This window comes from Stutzerimonas sp. KH-1 (assembly GCF_054483855.1).
The window spans coordinates 3,808,393-3,827,353 of record NZ_CM137011.1; the positions used below are offsets into that span (position 1 = coordinate 3,808,393).

The 18,961-nt window shown below is 66.4% G+C and carries 17 protein-coding genes; 7 read left to right on the plus strand and 10 right to left on the minus strand.

What is annotated here, in order from left to right; all coding sequences use genetic code 11:
* Window positions 1-33: 33 nt before the first annotated feature.
* Entirely contained in the window at window positions 34-822 is a 789-nt protein-coding gene (locus tag ACX1DW_RS18355; RefSeq protein ID WP_102838969.1) for an N-acetylmuramoyl-L-alanine amidase, read from the plus strand.
* Between the two features lie 161 nt (window positions 823-983).
* Here the strand turns inward: ACX1DW_RS18355 and ACX1DW_RS18360 are convergent, their stop codons facing one another.
* The 3 genes from ACX1DW_RS18360 to algB are packed head-to-tail and all read right to left on the minus strand — an operon-like array spanning window position 984 to window position 4,542.
* Complete coding sequence (locus ACX1DW_RS18360; protein WP_270054240.1) at window positions 984-1,388, minus strand: DUF1330 domain-containing protein; 405 nt, start codon at window positions 1,386-1,388, stop codon at window positions 984-986.
* A 23-nt stretch (window positions 1,389-1,411) separates the two neighbouring features.
* Window positions 1,412-3,199, minus strand: a complete 1,788-nt coding sequence (locus ACX1DW_RS18365; RefSeq protein WP_063541119.1) for a KinB sensor domain-containing domain — start codon at window positions 3,197-3,199, stop codon at window positions 1,412-1,414.
* Window positions 3,196-4,542, minus strand: a complete 1,347-nt coding sequence (algB, locus tag ACX1DW_RS18370) for a sigma-54-dependent response regulator transcription factor AlgB (RefSeq protein WP_063541120.1) — start codon at window positions 4,540-4,542, stop codon at window positions 3,196-3,198. Before algB ends, ACX1DW_RS18365 begins: the two co-directional genes overlap by 4 nt.
* A gap of 308 nt (window positions 4,543-4,850) precedes the next feature.
* Here algB and ACX1DW_RS18375 point away from each other — a divergent pair, with 308 nt between their 5' ends.
* The 4 genes from ACX1DW_RS18375 (at window position 4,851) to ACX1DW_RS18390 (ending at window position 7,626) form a co-directional block, all read left to right on the plus strand.
* The gene (locus ACX1DW_RS18375) at window positions 4,851-5,282 is read left to right on the plus strand and encodes a ferritin-like domain-containing protein (protein WP_133455323.1); all 432 of its coding nucleotides are present in this window, start codon (window positions 4,851-4,853) and stop codon (window positions 5,280-5,282) included.
* Between the two features lie 186 nt (window positions 5,283-5,468).
* Complete coding sequence (locus ACX1DW_RS18380; protein ID WP_133455324.1) at window positions 5,469-5,705, plus strand: hypothetical protein; 237 nt, start codon at window positions 5,469-5,471, stop codon at window positions 5,703-5,705.
* 109 nt (window positions 5,706-5,814) lie between these two features.
* Window positions 5,815-5,985 (plus strand): DUF1328 domain-containing protein, encoded by a 171-nt coding sequence (locus ACX1DW_RS18385; RefSeq protein WP_003282841.1) that lies wholly within the window; start codon window positions 5,815-5,817, stop codon window positions 5,983-5,985.
* Between the two features lie 411 nt (window positions 5,986-6,396).
* Complete coding sequence (locus ACX1DW_RS18390; protein WP_102839660.1) at window positions 6,397-7,626, plus strand: nucleoside recognition domain-containing protein; 1,230 nt, start codon at window positions 6,397-6,399, stop codon at window positions 7,624-7,626.
* A gap of 88 nt (window positions 7,627-7,714) precedes the next feature.
* Here the strand turns inward: ACX1DW_RS18390 and ACX1DW_RS18395 are convergent, their stop codons facing one another.
* From ACX1DW_RS18395 to ACX1DW_RS18415, 5 genes are all read right to left on the minus strand, one after another.
* On the minus strand, window positions 7,715-8,737 hold the full coding sequence (locus ACX1DW_RS18395) for an AbrB family transcriptional regulator (protein WP_458992091.1): 1,023 nt from the start codon (window positions 8,735-8,737) through the stop codon (window positions 7,715-7,717).
* 1 nt (window position 8,738) lies between these two features.
* Window positions 8,739-10,253 (minus strand): tripartite tricarboxylate transporter permease, encoded by a 1,515-nt coding sequence (locus tag ACX1DW_RS18400; RefSeq protein WP_458992092.1) that lies wholly within the window; start codon window positions 10,251-10,253, stop codon window positions 8,739-8,741.
* Between the two features lies 1 nt (window position 10,254).
* Complete coding sequence (locus ACX1DW_RS18405) at window positions 10,255-10,698, minus strand: tripartite tricarboxylate transporter TctB family protein (RefSeq protein ID WP_458992093.1); 444 nt, start codon at window positions 10,696-10,698, stop codon at window positions 10,255-10,257.
* Between the two features lie 78 nt (window positions 10,699-10,776).
* Complete coding sequence (locus ACX1DW_RS18410; protein WP_208216992.1) at window positions 10,777-11,751, minus strand: Bug family tripartite tricarboxylate transporter substrate binding protein; 975 nt, start codon at window positions 11,749-11,751, stop codon at window positions 10,777-10,779.
* Window positions 11,752-11,778: 27 nt separating this feature from the next.
* Entirely contained in the window at window positions 11,779-13,041 is a 1,263-nt protein-coding gene (locus ACX1DW_RS18415; protein WP_458992094.1) for an OprD family porin, read from the minus strand.
* A gap of 182 nt (window positions 13,042-13,223) precedes the next feature.
* On the opposite strand from ACX1DW_RS18415, the gene ACX1DW_RS18420 reads away from it, so the two are divergent.
* Complete coding sequence (locus ACX1DW_RS18420) at window positions 13,224-13,895, plus strand: response regulator (RefSeq protein WP_125867299.1); 672 nt, start codon at window positions 13,224-13,226, stop codon at window positions 13,893-13,895.
* Entirely contained in the window at window positions 13,888-15,288 is a 1,401-nt protein-coding gene (locus ACX1DW_RS18425) for a sensor histidine kinase (protein ID WP_458992095.1), read from the plus strand. Before ACX1DW_RS18420 ends, ACX1DW_RS18425 begins: the two co-directional genes overlap by 8 nt.
* Here ACX1DW_RS18425 and ACX1DW_RS18430 read toward each other — a convergent pair.
* Both ACX1DW_RS18430 and ACX1DW_RS18435 read right to left on the minus strand, forming a co-directional pair.
* Window positions 15,269-17,194: a sensor domain-containing diguanylate cyclase gene (locus ACX1DW_RS18430; protein ID WP_458992096.1), complete on the minus strand. Its 1,926-nt coding sequence runs from the start codon at window positions 17,192-17,194 to the stop codon at window positions 15,269-15,271. The genes ACX1DW_RS18425 and ACX1DW_RS18430 overlap by 20 nt on opposite strands.
* 134 nt (window positions 17,195-17,328) lie before the next feature.
* Window positions 17,329-18,915 carry a methyl-accepting chemotaxis protein gene (locus tag ACX1DW_RS18435; RefSeq protein WP_200630293.1) on the minus strand — a complete coding sequence of 529 codons (1,587 nt, stop codon included), beginning with the start codon at window positions 18,913-18,915 and terminating at the stop codon, window positions 17,329-17,331.
* Window positions 18,916-18,961: the final 46 nt, after the last annotated feature.

The following is an 18,961-nucleotide window of genomic DNA, read 5'->3' on the forward strand; positions in this document are numbered from 1 at the left end:
CGTCATTTCGCCGTCGACACAGAGGTCATCCCGATGAAAGCCTTCACCGCCACCCTGTTGCTCCTGCTGCTTGCCGGCTGCGCCAGCGGCCCGCGCATCGATACCCGCTACAGCTCGATCGGTCACGACAGCCGCGCGCAGTTCATCGTGCTGCACTACACCTCTGCCGACCTGCCGCGTTCGCTCACGCTGCTCAGTGGTCGTGACGTCAGCAGCCACTACCTGATCGGCGAGGCACCGGCGACTATCTATCGTCTGGTGGATGAAAACCGGCGCGCCTGGCATGCCGGCGAAAGCGAGTGGAACGGGCGCACCTGGCTCAATTCCAGCTCGATCGGCATCGAGCTGGTCAATCGTGGCTATGTCGAAAGCGCGGACGGGCGGCGACTCTGGTACCCGTACTCGGACGAACAGATCGACGCACTGGTGGCGCTGCTCAAGGACATCATGGCGCGCCATGATCTCAAACCGGGCTCCATCATCGGCCACAGCGATATTGCGCCGCAGCGCAAAGTCGATCCGGGGCCGCTGTTTCCGTGGAAACGCCTCGCCGACGAGGGGCTGCTGCCCTGGCCTGAGGCGGACGCGGTGGCGGCGGAGCGGGCGAACTATGCGCTCAGCGGCGTGCCGTCGGTCGCCTGGTTTCAGGAGGCATTGGCGGTTCAGGGCTACCGCGTGCCGCGGCATGGGCAGCTGGATGACGAGACGCGTAACGTGATCGCCGCATTCCAGATGAAGTATCGACCGGCCCGTTTCGACGGCGAGCCGGATGCCGAAACCGCAGCGATGCTGAAGGTACTCACTGCCCAGGCGGGCCGCTGACATAGCGGTCGGTGCGGTGCGTTGGTTGAAGCAAGTCCGGATGCACAGGGCTACGAGACAAGGCGCTGCGACGAGTCATGGCAGGCCATGGCAAGAAGCAGCGACGCAGTATCGGGGCCATGGGCGCCGAAATTGGCCAACTGAACTTACCAAACCGGCCACTAGTAGCGGGTCGTACCGATCAGCCGCGAGTCGGTTAGCGCCGCGCTGCGATGCTCGGTGGCAGCCTGGTACTCGTGATCGCTGATCATCGCCAGAAAGGCTTCCTTGGACGGGTAGCTGACCAGCAGCAGGTCATCCCACTGTTCCTCCGCTGGCGCGATCAGTGCGGCATGCGCCTTGGCACGTACCTCCACCGCACCGCCGCAGGCCTGCACCTTGGCCAGCGCCACACGGCTGTAGCGGGCATAGGCTTCGCGGCCGCTGCAGGGGCTGTGCTGGCTGCCCGCTGGGTATGTCGCCTGAGCGTTGTAGCGCAGCAGGTTGAGCATCAGGATCGGCACGCCCGCTGGCATCGCCGCCACGTAGGCGGCGAGCTGTTCGGGGCTGGGATTCACGCTTGGCATGGCAGGTCCTCGTGGTGGCGCTGTCAGATCGGCAGCGCGACGTAGAAGATGGTGCCGTGCCCGATCCGCGAATGCACGCCGATGCGCCCACCATGCAGCTGGGCGATTTCCTTGCATAAGGCAAGCCCCAGTCCGGCGCCGCCGCGACGACGACCGATCTGCACGAAGGGTTCGAAGATGCGCGCCTGCTGGCTGTAGGGGATGCCTTCGCCGTTGTCCTCGACGCTGAGAATCATCCGCTCGCCATGATGGCGGGCCAGCAGCCGTACCTCGCCGCCTTTCGGCGTATGCCGCAATGCGTTACTCAGCAGGTTGTCCATCACCCGCTCGATCTGCTGGCGGTCCAGCATCAGGGTCGGCAGTGGCTGCTGCAGCTCCAGCTGGAGCTGCACCTCCTGCTCGGCCGCGGCGACCTCGAAGCGCTGGCGTGCGGTTTCCAGCAGCTCCGGGATTTCACACGGCTCCAGCTCCAGCTTCTGCTGGCCGCTCTGGTAGCGGGAGAAGTTGAGCAGGTCGTTGATCAGCCGGACCAGCCGTTGCATCTCCTCGTGCACGGTATCGAACAGGTCCGATTCGCGACTGCCGGCCGGGTAGCGCAGGCGTTCACGCAGCAGGCTGAAGGCCATCTGCATGCCGGTTACCGGCGTGCGCAGCTCATGTGAGGCGCGCAGCACGAACTCGTTGCGCACCCGCTCGAAGGTGCGCTGGTCGGTGACGTCGTGCAGCACCATGACCGCGCCGCTGATGCTGCCGTCGTGGTGGCTTACCGGGCTGATGCGCCAGGCCAGCAGGCGTCGCTCGCCGTCGGCCTCGATCACCAGATCCTCGGGTGGGTCGGACAACGGTTTGTCGTCCAGTACCTGGCGCGCCGCAATGTCCAGCGCCGGGCAGCCGAGCGCCTCGCCCAGGGACAAGCCGAGATGCTCGTTCTCCCAGGCCAGCTGCCGTTGCGCTACCGGGTTGGCGTGCTCCAGACGCCCCTCGCGGTCGATGATCAGCAGACCATCGTCGATGCTGTCGAGCAGCGCCTGCAGACGCTGCTGCCCGTTGACCAGTGCCTCCACGTTGGTCTGCTTGAACTGGTGCAGCGCCTGCGCCATCAGGCCGAAGCGGCGACTCAGCGAGGACAGTTCGGCGATCGGCGGGGTGGGCAGGGCGATATTGAAATCGCCGCGTCCGATCTGGTCGGCCGCCGCGGAAAGGCGTTCGATCGGCTCACCGAAGCGACGGGCGAAACTGTGCGCGGTGATGAAACCGATCAGCAGCACCGCAATCGCGGTCAAGCCGAGCAGGCCGGCGAGCAGCGCAGCACGGTCGCGGCTACGCAGCTCGGTGTCGCGAATCCGGTCGTACGCGGTGCGCTGCATGTCGGTCATCAGGCCGCGCAACTGGTTGAAGGACTGGCTCAGCGGGTTGTCTTCGAGCAGGGTCAGATCCTGCCGGCCGGGCAGATCGACCTGTTGCAGAAAACTGGCGTAGGCGCTGGCGATTGCCTGGAACGCCTGCCGGTCGGCATCGTCGCGAGCTTCGGCGATACCGCGCTCTAGCGTTTGCTGGAAGGTCTGGCGTAACGGCTCCAGCGCCTGGCTGTTGTTCTCGTCGGTGAGCAGGACGACCAGATGGTTGCCCAGAACCTGGCGCAGCTGCTGGTTGATTTCGATGATGCCGAAATTGTTGCGGATGAGATGTTCCTGACTTTTCGCCATCTGCATCACGCTGACCAGCGCCAGCAACAGCCCGAGCAGGGCCACCGTCATCAGGGCCGAGAACCCGAGGAAGAGTCGGGTCCGCAGCTTCATCTGCAGTTTCATAGGCCGTACTGCTTGCGTTTTCTGTACAGCGTCGATGCGTCGATGCCGAGGATGCGCGCGGCCTGCTCGAGGGTATCACTGGTGCTCAGCACGCCGGCGATATGGGCCTTTTCCAGGGCTTCCAGGCTCAGTGGCTCACCGATGCGCGGGGCGTTGCTGGCAACCTGCTCGCCGAGGCCCAGGTGGCTCACCTCGATCATCTGCTGCGGACAGATGATGCTGGCGCGTTCCACCACGTTGCGCAGTTCCCGCACGTTGCCCGGCCAGCGGTAGGTCTTCAGCGCGGCAATCGCGGCATCGCTGAAGCCGCGGGCCGGGCGCCCGTAGTTCTTGACGAAGGAAGCAAGGAAGCGTTCGGCCAGGGTCAGCACGTCTTCCGGACGCTCACGCATGGGGGGCAGGTTGAGGGTGATGACGTTGAGGCGGTAGAGCAGGTCCTCGCGGAACTTGCCCTCGCGCACCATCTCCTCGAGGTTCAGATTGGTGGCGGCGAGGATGCGCACATCGGCGCGGCGGGTCACCGGGTCGCCGACGCGCTCGTACTCCTTGTCCTGAATGAAGCGCAGCAGCTTGGGCTGCAGCGCCAGCGGGAAGTCGCCGATCTCGTCGAGGAACAGCGTGCCGCCATCGGCCTGGTTGACCCGGCCCAGGGTGCTTTCGGTGGCCCCGGTGAACGCGCCGCGGTTGTGGCCGAACAGCTCGCTTTCCATCAGGTCCGCCGACAGCGAGGGGCAGTTGATGGTGACGAAGGCCTTCTTCGAGCGCCGGCTCCAGGTGTGGATGGCACGCGCCAGCTCACCCTTGCCGGTGCCGGACTCGCCGAGGATGAGGATATTGGCGTCGGTGTCGGCGACCTGGCGTGCGGTTTCCAGCACCGCCATCATCGCCGGGCTGTGCGAGCCGAGCGCATCGCTGCGCTGCTTCATCTCGCCTTCCAGGGCCTCCAGGCGCGCCGCCATCTGCCGGACTTCCAGTTGCTTGGCTGCGGACAGGCGCAGCTGCTCGGGGCTGCACGGCTTGAGCAGGTAGTCCGCGGCGCCGGCCTGCATGGCGTCTACCGCCGTGTCGACGGCCGAATGGGCGGTGACGATCACGACCCGCATCCAGGGCGCGAGCATGCGCATCTGCTGCAGCACATCGAGGCCGTTGTCCTCGCCCAGGCGCAGGTCCAGAAAACAGAGATCGAATACCTGGCGCTGCAGGATGGCTTCTGCCTGCGCGGCGCTGGCGGCGGTCATTACGGTATAGCCGCGATCCTCCAGACAGTAACGGAAGGTACGCAGGATCGCCGCTTCGTCATCCACCAGGAGGATGCGCCCGCCGTTGTCCGTCGTTTGGTCCATGGATGCTCCCAGTCAGATGGCGAATCAGTCGCTTGAAAAGAAATAACTTATGGCGTGCGGCGCTTGGCAGGGCGCCGTTGCGTTGTTGGCGAGTGCTTAGTCTATGAAATGTCTTGCAAGTTGCACGGTGACGATGAGCTGTTCCTGCATGCTGCATTCCGGACGCGGCACGGCCGCCATGCAAGTCGCTGATTTTGCTCGGCCGCAACTCGCAGACCGACTGGCACGGGGCTTGCGACCAGGATAAGAGAACGCGCCGCGGCCCGCCGAGTGGGCGTGGCGCCGTCTTCACTCGTCCAGGAGGCGTCATGAACCATTCCATGAATCAGCTCAACGAACTCATTGAGATCACCCGCGACGGCCAGCGTTTCTACCAGCATGCCGCCGAAGAAGCAAAAGACGTGGAACTGCAGCATCTGTTTCGCGACCTGGCGCAGGCCAAGACACAGGTGATCCAGGCGCTGTCGGTGAAGGTCGCCGCCCACCATGAACAGCCTTCTCAGGGCGGGACCCTCACCGGGCGCATGCGCGAGCTGTACACCGACGCACGCTCGCGGGTCGGCGACCATGATCGCGCCTACGTCGACCAGCTCGAGCAGAGCGAAGCACACCTGCTGCGTGCCTTCGAGGACGCCGTCGCGGATGCGGAACCGGACGTGAAGGCCTTGCTGGCCATCGAGCTGCCGAAGTTGCGCGCCTGCCACGAGCGCATTCGCCAGCTTAAAGCCACTCGCCACTGAGGGTCGTGCAAAACGCCCGGCCTACCTGGGCGGCTCGTGCAAATTAAGTTGCGTTGCTCTCTGTTTTGTTGCGTAACCTGTTGATTTTAAAGCTCTTAAAAGAGTTCCTCGGGCTGGCACGCAGCCTGCAATGACTTGATCAACGCAACATCATGTTCGCCACGCTTTGCTTAGAAGGAGTTGAGGATGAATCGCCAAGCTAGCCTTTCTTTAGCCTGCAAGGGTTTCCTCTCTGCTGCAGTCGTCATGCTCATCATGGGTGCCGAACGGCCGATGTCGCAACCGCTCGGCCAGACGCAGCAGGTCTCCGTGGAACGAATCCGGATGTATGACGCTCAACCTATTGAGCTCACGCGGACCAGCCAGGAACGGCAGACCATCGACTACCGCCAGGCGCCTGCCGAACAGCGCTGGGTGTTCTGAGTAAGGAAGAAGGACGTGCGAGCGAACCGGCAGGGATGCGTAACCACATCGACGCCGATCGGCTGATCCGATCCGCTGAGTATCGTTCCTGAAACAGAGGAGTTACACCATGCTGAGTTGGGCCATTACCTTCCTGATCATCGCCATCATCGCTGCGGTACTGGGCTTCGGTGGCATCGCCGGCACCGCTACCGGTATCGCCAAGATCCTGTTCGTGGTGTTCCTGGTGCTCTTCGTGGCATCGCTGATCTTCGGCCGCGGGCGTGGACCGCGCGTCTGATGCAATCGATGGCCGCCCGCAAGGGCGGCTGGTTCAGGAGTGTCAGCGGCATGGGATGCCACTTTTGCCGGGTCATGTTCGGCTTTCGAAGGTGATCCAGAGCGCGCGTCGGGTGTAACGACTCTGCGCGCTCGACCCCTCAGCGGGGGGAACCAGGGGGTCGGGTTGTTCTGCCTTGGCGGAGCGACCTAGGGGTACAGGGAGTACCTCCGTTATCGGACCGGGTTCTGTCAGGCTGCAGCCAGGGTGGACCATTACTGCCCTGGCCTGCAGCTCACAACGCTCCGCTTCGCAGCCGCGCGGCTGCACCTCCTTTCCAAGCGTCTCTTTCTTCCCTTTGCCTGCCGACTGCGGATGACCCCTGCGCGCCTGCACCGCTATCATCGCCGCCAGCTTCGATGGGAGAACGACATGCTCAACGGCCTCTGGCTGGGCTTTTTTCTGATTGCCACCGTGGCGGCCATGGGGCGCTGGCTGCTTGGCGGCGATCCGACCGTATTCGCCGCTCTGGTGGAAAGCCTGTTCGCCATGGCCAAGCTGGCCGTGGAAGTGATGATCGTCCTGTTCGGCACCCTGACGCTCTGGCTCGGCTTCCTGCGCATTGCGGAGAAGGCCGGGCTGATCGAGCTGCTGGCGCGTCTGCTCGGCCCGCTGTTTCGCCGGCTGATGCCGGAGGTGCCGGCCGGCCACCCGGCGCTGGGTCTGATCACTCTGAATTTCGCCGCCAACGGGCTGGGCCTGGACAATGCCGCCACGCCGATTGGCCTCAAGGCCATGCGCGCGCTGCAGGAACTCAATCCGCTGCCGAATGTGGCGAGCAATGCGCAGATTCTCTTTCTGGTGCTCAACACCTCTTCGCTGACGCTGCTGCCGGTGTCCATCTTCATGTACCGCGTGCAGCAGGGCGCGGACGACCCGACGCTGGTGTTCCTGCCGATCCTGCTGGCCACCAGCGCTTCGTCGCTGGCCGGCTTGCTGGCAGTGGCGCTGGTGCAGCGGCTGCGCCTGTGGGACCCGGTGGTGCTGGCCTATTTCATTCCCGGTGCGCTGCTGCTCGGCGGCTTCATGGCGCTGCTGGCCGGATTGTCGGCCACCGCCCTGGCCTCGCTGTCCTCGCTGCTGGGCAATCTCACGCTGTTTGGGCTGATCATCGCCTTCCTGCTGGTGGGTGCACTGCGCAAGGTGCCGGTCTACGAAGCCTTCGTCGAAGGTGCGAAGGAGGGCTTCGACGTGGCCAAGAGCCTCTTGCCCTACCTGGTGGCAATGCTGTGTGCCATCGGTGCGCTGCGCGCGTCCGGAGCGCTGGACCTCGGCCTGGAGGGCATACGCTGGCTGGTCGAGGCGCTGGGCTGGGACACGCGCTTCGTCGACGCCCTGCCGACGGCACTGGTCAAGCCGTTCTCCGGCAGTGCGGCACGGGCGATGCTGATCGAGACCATGCAGAGTCATGGCGTCGACAGCTTCCCGGCGCTGGTGGCGGCGACGGTGCAGGGCAGCACCGAGACGACCTTCTATGTGCTGGCGGTGTATTTCGGTGCCGTCGGCATCCAGCGGGCGCGGCATGCGGTGGGTTGTGCGCTGGTGGCGGATTTCGCCGGAATCGTGGCGGCGATCGGGGTGTGTTACTGGTTCTTCGGCTGAACCGGGGCGGCTTCGTAAGTCGCGCCGGTCGCCATGCAGACGGCCGTACCAGCCAGTGCCCCAAAAAAAGAACCCGCCTGACGGCGGGCTAAAGCGTGGCTCGTTGCCAGAGCCGAAACACCGGCTCGGCGAGAAACATCACCAGAAACAACCTGAGCACCTGCACCGCCGTCACCAGCGCCACCGACAGCTGCAACGCCTCGGCCGTCAGGCACAGCTCGGTGATGCCGCCGGGCATCATCCCCAGCATCAGCGAGGTTTCGTCCAGTGCCGTCAGCCAACCCAGCCCGGCTGCCTGCGTGGCGGCGACCAGCATGGCCGAGAGGGTGAACAGCAGTACCCGCAGCAGAAAGGCCGGTGCGCTGCGAAAGAAAGCCCGGTCGAAGTGACAGGCCAGCGACGAGCCGATCAGCCACTGGCCGACCTGGCCGAGCCCGTCCGGGAAGCCGATGTGCAAATCGAACCCGGCGCTGGCCAGCGCGCAGACGGTCAGCGGGCCGAGCATCCAGGGATTGGGCTGGCCGAGCCGGCGCCAGAGCAGGGCCAGCAGGCCGCCGGCCGGCAGCAGCACAGCCAGCCAGAAGCCGTCGACTGGTAGCGGTGCCGGTGCCTGGATCGGCGGCAGGCTCCAGGTGAAGAACGCCGGGATCAGCAGCACCACCAGCAGCATGCGCAGGCTGTGCGCGGCGGCGACGCGGCCGGGGTGGGCGGCGTGGCGGCTGGCCAGGTTGACCATCTCGCTGGCGCCACCCGGCATGCTGGCGAAGTAGGCGGTGGCCCGATCGCAGCCGCCGCGCGAGAGGATGGCCATGCCGATCAGGCTCAACGCCAGGGTACCGAGCGCGCCGGCGAGGATCACGCCGAAGTGCACAAGCACCTCGCGCATCACCTCGCCGGTGAAGTGCAGGCCGATGGCGCTGGCAACGATCCACTGCCCGGCCTGACGGCCGCGCGGCATCTCACTCACCAGCCAGCCGCTGCAGCGCACCGCGATCACCGCCAGCAGTGAGCCGACCATCCAGGGCAGTGGCCAGTTGGCCAGATTCGCCAGCCAGCCGCCGACCGCGCCGATCAGTGGTGTCGCCCACCAGGCCGGCAGCCGCTGGCGCATGTCAGGCCTGTGCCTCGACCACGTTGCCGCGACGGCGCTTGAGGTACCAGCGCAGCCCCGGCATGGCCAGCATCGCCACGGTCAGCGCCCACAGCGCCAGGGTGATCGGGCTGCCCCAGAGGATGCCCAGCTCACCGTTGGAGATCGACAGTGCGCGGCGCAGGTTGTCTTCCATCATCTCGCCGAGCACGAAGCCGAGAATCAGCGCCGACAGCGGGAAATCCAGCTTGCGCAGCAGATAACCGAACACGCCGAGGCCGACCATCAGCACCAGGTCGAAGGTGGTGCTGTGCACCGAATACACACCGACCATGCTGATCACGGTGATCGCCGGCACCAGCACCCAGTTCGGCACCGCGAGCATGCGCGAGAACAGGCCGACCAGCGGGATGTTCATCACCAGCAGGATCACGTTGCCGATGAACAGCGAGGCGATCAGACCCCAGACCACGTCCGGCTGCTGTTCGAACAGCAGGGGACCGGGGGTGATGTTGTACAGCGTCAGCGCACCGATCATCACCGCGGTGGTGCCCGAACCCGGTACGCCGAGGGTCAGCATGGGAATCAGCGAGCCACAGGCCGAAGCGTTGTTGGCCGCTTCCGGCGCCGCCAGACCGCGCAGGTCGCCATCGCCGAAGCGGCCCTTGTCGCCGGCCATGCGCTTCTCGCTCATGTAGGTCATGGCACTGGCGATGGTCGCCCCGGCGCCCGGCAGGGTGCCGATGACGAAGCCGGCCACGGCGCTGCGCACCATGGTGAAGAAGGTCAGGCAGAACTCCTTGAAGTTGAACAGCAGCCGGCCGCTGGCCTTCACCGCCTGCTGCCCACTGTGGGTTTTTTCCAGCATCAAGAGGATCTCGCTGACGCTGAAGAAGCCGATCACCACGATCACGAACTGGATGCCGTCGGACAGGCTGACGCTGCCGAAGGTGAAGCGGTAGACGCCGGTGGTCGAGTCGACACCGACGGTGGCCAGCGCCAGGCCCATCAGCGCGGCCATCAGCGTCTTCACCGGCTTGTCGCCGACCATGCCGCCGAGGCAGGCGATGGCGAAGATCATCAGCACGAAGTATTCCGCCGGGCCGAAGGCCACTGCCCACTTGGCCAGCAGCGGGGCGAACAGCACCACGCCGCAGGTGGCGATAATGCTGCCGATGAACGAGCTGACCGCGGAAAGCGACAGGGCGATGCCGGCCTTGCCTTGGCGTGCCAGCGGGTAGCCGTCGAGGGTGGTCATCACCGCGGCGGCATCACCCGGCACGTTGAGCAGGATCGCCGAGATGCGTCCGCCGTACTCGCAGCCCAGGTACACCGCGGCGAGCAGGATCAGCGCGGTCTCCGGCGGCAGGCCGAGGGCGAAGGCTAGCGGCAGCAAGAGCGCCACGCCATTGATCGGGCCGAGCCCCGGCAAGAGGCCGACCACGGTGCCGACGAAGGCGCCGAACAGCGCCACCAGCAGGTTGGTCGGCCGGGTGGCGACGTCGAAGCCCTGCATCAAGAAATTCAGTGTTTCCATTTCAGCTCTCCAGCAGACGCAGCAGGCCAAGCGGCAGCGGCACGTCCAGCAGGTAATCGAACAACCCGTAGAGCAGCACGCCAAGCAGCGCACCGCTCATCACGCTGGGCCACAGGCGACCGTTGAACAGCAGACCGAGGGCAAAACCGGCCAGGGCGGTGCTGATGACGAAACCCAGGGTTTCGAACAGCAGCGCGTAGGCCAGCAGGGCCAGCACGCACAGCACGGCGCGCTGCGCCTTGGGCCGATCGAATGGCGGTGTCGGCTCACCGTGCGGCTTGAACAGCAGCCACGCCGCACCACAGGCCATCAGCAACAGCAGCAGCAGCGGGTAGGCGCGCGGCCCGACCGGGTCGTAGGCGAAGGGCGCCTCGAAGCCCCAGGCGAGCAGGGCGAGGCCGGCGCAGGCGAGCAGCCACGCCGCGGCGAAGACACGTACGTACATGACGGGATACCTCAGGGATTCGGCGACCCGGCAGCTGCCGGGTCGACCGTGCGGCCCGCGAACGCGGGCCGGTTCGCGTTACTTGACCAGGCCGAACTCGCCGGCCAGCGCCTTGTAGTCCTGCACCTGCTTCTGGACGAAGGCTTCCAGCTCGTCGCCGGTCATCGACAGCGGGAACAGATCGCGCTGTTCGCGCAGCTTGGCGAAGTCCTCGTCGGCGAGCAGGCTGTCGAACTGGGTCTTCCACCAGTTGAAGTCCTCGTCAGGCACTTCCGGCCCCATGTAGAAGCCGCGGATCACCGGCCAGCTGATGTCGTAGCCCTGTTCCTTGGCAGTGGGGATGTCGGCGAGCTTGCCCGGCAGACGCTCGTCGGAGAGTACGGCAAGGATGCGGATCTTGCCGGCGTCGAGCTGCGGGGTGACTTCGCCGAGGCCGCTGGAAGTGACCTGCACATGGCCGCCGAGCATGGCGGTGAGCGTTTCGCCGCCGCCCTCGAAGGCGACGTAGCGCAGCTTCTTCGGATCGACCCCGGCAGCGCGGGCGATCAGCGCGGTCTGCATCCAGTCCTGGCCGCCGATGGTGGCGCCGGCGCCGAACACCACACTGCCCGGGTCCTTCTTCACCGCGGCAATCAGCTCGTCGAGGTTCTTGTAGGGCGCGTCGGCACGCACCGAGATGGCGCCGTAGTCGGTACCGACCGCAGCCAGCCAGCGCACGGCGTTCTCGTCGTAACGACCGAACTTGCCCTGGGCGAGGTTGAGCAATGAACCGCTGGAGAAGGCGGTGATGGTGCCGGCTTCCGCCGCACGCTGGGCGACCACCGCGTTGTAGGCCACCGCGCCGACGCCGCCGGGCATGTAGGTGACGCGCATCGGTGCTTCGAGCAGGCCGCTGTCCTTCAGGCCGCTCTGGGCCAGCTTGCAGGTCAGGTCGAAACCACCGCCGGGCTTGGCCGGGGCGATGCACTCGGGGCGCTTGGGTTCGGCCAGCAGCTGGCTCGAGAGCAGCAGGCAGGACGACAGCAGGGCGAAACGGCTGAGTCTGGTTTTCATCGGATAGTCCTCGCGTTCTTGTTCTGTTTACCAGATCGGCAGGCTGTAGCTGACGATCAGACGGTTCTCGTCGGCGTCGCGGGCGAAGTCGGAGCGGTACATCGCGTTGCGCCAGCGCAGCGCGACGTTCTTCAGCGGGCCGCTCTGCACCACGTACTTGAACTCGAAGTCGCGTTCCCACTCGCTGCCGTTGTTGCCGCCTGAGTACTCGGCGTTGTCGCCGGAGATGTAGCGGGTCAGGAAGGTCAGCCCGGGGATGCCGACAGCGGCGAAGTTGTAGTCGTAACGGGCCTGCCAGGAGCGCTCGTCGGCGTTGGCGAAGTCGTTGATCTGCACGAAGTTGACCAGGAACGGATCACCGCCGTCGATGTAGGCGTAGCCGGTGTCGCCGCGCATCTGCTGGTAGCCGACGCTGACCTTGTGCCCGCCGAGGCTGTAACCGAGCATGCCGTTCCAGGCCTGGTTATCGATCTTGCCGGCATTCGCCGCGCCGGTGTCATCACTGAGCATCACGCGCAGGTCGGCGCTCAGCGCGGAGTTGTCGCTCAGCGGCTTGTTCGCCAGCAGGCCGAAGAAGTGCTGGCGGTACACGTCATCCAGCTCGCCGTAGTAGTAGCGCCCGGTGAGGTTCTCGTTGAAGGCATATTCGGCACCGGCGAAGGTCAGGTGATCGGCCTCGGCGGCGCTGGCGAAACGGCCGTTCTTGTTGTTCAGCTGCAGGTCCTGGGAGTTGGTCGAAGAACGATCGATCACCTTGTCCAGGCGGCCGCCGGTCAGGGTCAGGCCGTCGATATCGGTGGAGGTGACGGTGGCACCTTCGAACACCTGCGGCAGCGTACGGCTGTCGCTGGCCTTGACCACTGGCGTCTCGGGAATGTGCGAGCCGTAGCGCAGTTCGGTCTCGCCGATCTTGGCCTTGGCGGTAAGGCCCAGGCGGCTGAACTCGTCCGGCGTGCCGCCATCGTCCTGCACCGGCAAGAGGTCGGTGCCAGCGCGGCCGCCACCGGAATCCAGCTTGACGCCGAGCATGCCCAGGGCATCGAGGCCGACGCCGACGGTGCCTTCGGTGAAGCCCGACTGGACGTCGAGGATGAAGCCCTGGGTCCACTCTTCGCGCTTGGACTGGCCGCTGCCTTCGCGGAAATCGCGGTTCAGGTAGATGTTGTGGGTCTGCAGGGTCGCGCTGCTGTCTTCGATGAATGCGGCCTGGGCCATGGGTGCCAGCGAGGCGGCGGCAACGGCCAGGGCGAGACGGGCAGGAGCGGGTGAGCGTCTGACGGCAGTCAGCATCGGGGGTATCTCCACTATTGTTTTTGTTGTGACGGCGCGTGCGCCGCGCGTGGTGGTTCGAGCCACCTGCGAGCGATCCTAGGCGGTCAAGCTTTCGCCAGCCTTTCAGCGCCGAAAGCCGGCAGCGGCGTGGAAGTTCTGCCGCTACACTGGCGCTCCGTCGCCATCGCAGAGGACAGGCAATGCGAATTCTTCTGGTCGAGGACCATCCCCAGCTGGCCGAAAGCGTGGCCCAGGCATTGCGCGCCGCCGGCTGGACCCTGGACCTGCTGCACGACGGCGTCGCCGCCGACCTGGCGCTGGCCAGCGAGGACTATGCGCTGGCGATTCTCGATGTCGGCCTGCCACGGCTCGACGGCTTTCAGGTGCTGGCGCGCCTGCGCGAGCGCGGCAAGACGCTGCCGGTACTGATGCTCACCGCGCGCGGCGAGGTCAGCGACCGCGTGCACGGGCTCAACCTCGGTGCCGACGATTACCTGGCCAAGCCGTTCGAACTGTCCGAGCTGGAAGCGCGGGTCAAGGCGCTGCTGCGACGCAGCGTCGGCGGCGGCGAACGCCAGCAGCGCTGCGGCGCACTGGTTTACGATCTGGATGCGCGGCGCTTCAGCCTGGCCGACGAGCCACTGACGCTGACCTCGCGCGAACAGGGCGTGCTGGAGGCGCTGATCGCCCGCCCCGGTCGGGTGATGAGCAAGGATCAGCTGGCCGCCCAGGTATTCGGTCTGGACGAGGAGGCCAGCGCCGACGCCATCGAGATCTACATCCACCGCCTGCGCAAGAAGCTCGAGGGCCAGCCGGTACGCATCGTCACCTTCCGCGGGCTGGGCTATATGCTCGAGGCGCTCGATGGCTGAGCGCGGGGCGGCCGGCAGTCTGCGTGCGCGGCTGCTGCTGCGGCTGGCGATCCTGCTCACGCCGCTGCTGCTGTACGGAGCCTGGAGTGCCTACTGGAACGGCCGCGCCGCCGCCGATACCGCCTACGACCGGACCCTGCTGGCCTCGGCCCGGGCGATCGCCGAGGGGCTGGTGACCAGCGACGGCAGGCTGCGCGCCAACGTGCCCTACGTGGCGCTGGACACCTTCGCCTACGACAGTGCCGGGCGCATCTATTACCAGGTGCTGGACACCGAGGGGCGCCTGGTCAGCGGCTACGAACAGTTGCCCGCACCGGGTGCCGAGGTCCGTCGCACCGACGACTACCCGGCGCTGGCGCGCTTCTACGACGGCGAGTTCCAGGGCCAGGGCGTACGCCTGGTGAGCTTGCTGCAGCCGGTCAGCGAGCCCGAGCTCAACGGCATCGCCGAGATTCGCGTGGCCGAGACGCTCGGCGCGCGCGAGCGCATGGCGCGCAGCCTGTTGAGCGACACGCTGTGGCGCCTGGGCTTGCTGGCGCTTGCCGCGCTGGTGCTGGTCTGGCTGGCCGTCAGCGCGGCGTTGCGCCCGTTGGCCCGGCTCAGCGAGGCCGTGCAGGAACGCGCCCCGGACGACCTCAGGCCGCTGCCGCTGGTCGATGTGCAGCGCGAGCTGAAGCCTCTGGTCGGCGCGCTCAACGGCTTCACCGAGCGCCTGCGCGGGCAGTTCGAGCGCCAGGCGCGCTTCATCGCCGATGCCTCCCACGAGCTGCGCACGCCACTGGCGGCGCTCAAGGCGCGCATCGAACTGGGCCTGCGCGAAGCCGAGCCCGCGGCGTGGCGCAGCACCCTGGAAGACGCCGGACAGAGCACCAACAAGGTCATTCATCTGGCCAACCAGCTGCTTTCGTTGGCGCGTATCGAAAGCGGTGCGCAATCGATCGCCGAAGGCGGCGCTCAGCGTCTGGACCTGTCGCAGCTGGCCCGCGAGCTGGGGCTGGCGATGGCCGCGCTGGCGCACCAGCGCGGTGTCGCCCTGGCGCTGGAGGCCGAGACGCCGGTGTGGATCGACGGCGAACCGACGTTGATCAGCGAACTGCTGAGCAACCTGCTGGACAATGCGCTGGCGCATACCGCGGCTGGCGGCAACGTGGTGCTGCGGGTGCTCGACGGTGGCGTGCTGGAGGTGGAGGACGACGGCCCGGGTATTCCGGCCGCCGAGCGCGATCGCGTCTTCGCCCGCTTCTACCGCCGTGACACGGGCGGCCATGGCGCCGGCCTCGGGCTGGCGATCGTCGGCGAGATCGTCCGTGCCCATCGCGCCAGTATCAGCCTGGATCAGGGCAAGCTCGGCGGGCTGTTGGTGCGGGTGTGCTTCATGCCGGCTGAGGATTGATGCCGTCCGGGCAGGCAGCCGAGGGGGCGGCGGCGAGCACCACCTGATTGCGGCCCTGGTGCTTGGCCTGATAGAGCGCAGCATCCGCCGCCGCCAGCAGCTCCGCTGACGTGGCGTGCGCCGGAGCCAGCGTCGCCACGCCGAGGCTGATGGTCAGTGGCACGGGCTGCTCGTCGTGCTGCAGCGACAGTTGTGCGATCGTGCGGCGGATAGATTCGGCCAGCGCCGCGGCCTGCGGCCCGTCGAGCCCCGGTAGCAGCACGACGAACTCCTCGCCGCCATAGCGCGCCGCGACGTCCCCGGCGCGCTGGCAATGGGCGGCGAGCACTGCCGCGACCTGGCGCAGGCATTCGTCGCCGAACGGATGGCCATAGCTGTCGTTGACCCGCTTGAAGTGATCGATATCGGCGAGCAGCACCGACAGTGGACTGCCGGCGCGCCGCGCGCGGCGGATTTCCTCGTCCAGCAGGTGATCGAAGCGTCGACGATTGGCCAGCTGAGTCAGCGAATCGGTGGTGCTCAGGCGCAGCAGCTCGGCGTTGGCGGCTTCCAGGCCCAGGCGGACGTCCTCCAGCGCGCGGGTTCGCTCGTAGACCCGTGCCTCCAGCACCTCGTTGGCACGCAACTGCACGTCCAGCGCCTCCTGCTTGGCCTGCAAGTGCAGGGCGCGCTCGGCGGCGAGCGATTCGGACGTCTGCAGCGCCAGCTGCTGCGCGGCGATACGCCGGTTGCGCTCGATGTTGATGCGCTCGGCCAGGGCCATGGAGAGCAGCACGAACTCGGCGAACATGCCGATCAGCTGGCCATTCAGGGTCCAGGCGTTGAGCGGCAGCACACCGTTGAGTGCCAGCAGGTTGACCACGGTGAACACCAGCAGCGTGCTCCAGGCGATGCTGAACAACCGCGCAGACGGGTTGCCGCGCGCCCAAAGATTGAGCGTGATCGCCATGGTCAGCACACAGTGCAGCAGCGCGACGCTTTCCATGAATGTATAGCGGGCCAGGGCCGGCGCCAGCAGCAGGATCACCACCACGGCTCCCCAGTACAGCGTGAGGGTGATCGAAACTGCCCAGACCCAACCGCCGTAACGCCGCACACCGAGAAAGCGCAGGGCGAACAGCATCGGTGTGAAGAAACACAGGGCGGCCGAGAGCCCGTAGAAGCGTGCCGAGAGTTCGGGAATCTCCGGCCAGAGATAGAGCTGGCCGAAGCCGGTGATGCTCAGTACGTAGAACACCGCGCTGAGCAGATAGAGCACGTAGAGGAAATAGCTTGGGTCGCGGGTGAAGATCAGCAGGCTGCAGTTGTACAGCACGATCACCAGAATGCCGCCGAAGAACAGGCTGACCAGAGTGACATCGTGGAGTCGGCTCTCGATCAGTTGCTTCTCGTCGATCAGTTCCAGCGGCAGGGCCAGCGTCTCGCGGGCCTGCACCTGCAGGTAGACCACCGCGCGCTCGCCCGCCGGCAACTCCAGTGGGTAGACGAAGTGATGGTCCGCCAATGGCCGAGCGCTCATGGCCACGGCGTCCCCGGCGAGCATCGCCGTGCCCCAACGGTCGCTGTCCGGATAATGCAGGCGCACCGCGACGCGATCGAGCACCGGCCATTTCAGCAGCAGGTACCAGAGCCTGGCGTGCGCCGCGCTGTTGTGCAGGGAGATGCGCAGCCAGGCGCCGTCAGGCTGCTTGCCCAGGGTTGGCTTGGTCAGCGGCTGCCAGGGCCATTGCGCGCCAGCGGCGTCATCGAAGGACGCCATGGGTTTGCCCAGCACATATTCCACCGCGTCGACCTGCAGTGCCGATGCATCGCGCACCTGCAGCACCGGCGACGGCCCGGCAGTCACCGCGCTCGCGAGCGAGGACAGCAGCATCAGACCGGCGATAAACAGCAGGGTGCGCATCATGGTGGCTTGCCTCGTGGACGTCGCAGCGACTGACACGCATTCTGTCAGTCATCCGGCGCCAGAAACGCGCCGGCTGCGATGCCATCATGCCATCATGCTGTTGATCTGTCCCACACAGCTGACGGGCTGTCGTCTCAGGCGCGCCGGCGTGCCCAGAACTGCTGCACCAGCTCGAGCATGCCATCGGCCAGCTGGGCGACGCCGCTGGCGCTGCGCTGGCTGTGCATGCCGCTGCTGACATGTTGATCCGAGCTGCCGCGAATGCTGACGATGCTCTGGCTGATCTCCTCGCTGGCCGAACTTTGCTGGTCCACGGCGGCGGCGATCTGGTTGCTCATCGCGCTGATCTCGTTGACCCGGTTGTTGATATCGCTGAGCGAGTGTTCGGCCCGGTCGGCATGGCTGACGCTGTGCTCGGCCTGTTCGCGGCTGCGCTGCATGACGTCGACTGCCTGCCGCGTGCCGGCCTGCAGCGCGGCGATCATCGTCTGTATATCCGCCGTCGCCATCGAGGTGCGCGAGGCCAGTTGGCGCACCTCGTCGGCCACCACGGCGAACCCGCGGCCCTGATCGCCAGCGCGCGCCGCTTCGATGGCGGCATTGAGCGCGAGCAGGTTGGTCTGCTCGGCAATGCTGTGAATCACTTCGAGCACGCGACTGATTTCCTGGCCGTGGCTTTCGAGCTGGTGGATGACTTCGGCGGCCTGCTGAATATCGCTGGCCAGGCGGGTGATGCTGCTGCCGGTCAGGCCGACGATCTCCCGGCCGCTGGCGGCTTCGCTATCGGCCTGTGCGGCGGCTTCGGCGGTGCGCTGGGCGTTGAGCGCGACTTCCTGCACGCTGGCAGTCATCTGTTGGATGGCCGTGGCAATGAGGTCGGTTTCCTGCTGCTGTCGCGAAGCGCTTGCGGAGTTGCCATGCACCGCGCCAAGCAGGTTGCGGGCGTGATCGCTTAGCTGTCGGCTGCAGTCGGCGATGCGCCCGACCATGGCGCCGGCTTCGGCTTCCAGCATCTTCATGGCAAAGGCGATTTCGCCGATCTCGTCCCTGCGTCCGGTATAGATCAGTTGGCTGACGGGATTGCGGCCGATGCGCCGTGCCTGTCGGACCAGCTGTTCCAGCGGTGCCAGTGCCAGTGCCGTCAGCCCGGCGGCGGCCGCGCCAGCCAGCACGACGGCGGTTGCACCCGCGATTAGCGGCGCGCCGCCCAGCAACGCGCCGATCGCCGCACCGGCAGCGCCGCCGAGGCCTGCCAGCAGCGCCACCCGAGCGCGCAGGCCGAGCGCTGGCGGGCGCAACGAGGCCGCAGCCCGACCGTCGCGCATCTGCGCATAGAGTGCCTCGGCGGCCTGGATCTGTTCGGGCTGCGGGCGGGTCCGTACCGATTGGTACTCCACCACCTTGCCGTTGCGGCTGACCGGCGTGGCGAAGGCGCTGACCCAGTAGTGGTCGCCGTTCTTGCAGCGGTTCTTGACGATGCCCATCCACGAGCGGTTCGCCTGCAGCGTCTGCCAGAGATCGGCGAACGCGGCTTCGGGCATGTCCGGATGCCGCACGGTGTTGTGCGGCTGACCCAGCAGCTCGTCTTCGTCGAACCCGGAAATCGCCACGAAATCAGGATTGGCGTAACTGATGGTGCCTTTGAGGTCGGTGGTCGAGAGGATGTTCGCCGTGTCGCCCACGATGACTTCGCGGCCGCTGACGGGCAGGTTGAGGCGCATAAACAGATCTTCCTTGGTAATGGGTCTGAGTACGCGAGGCAGGTTC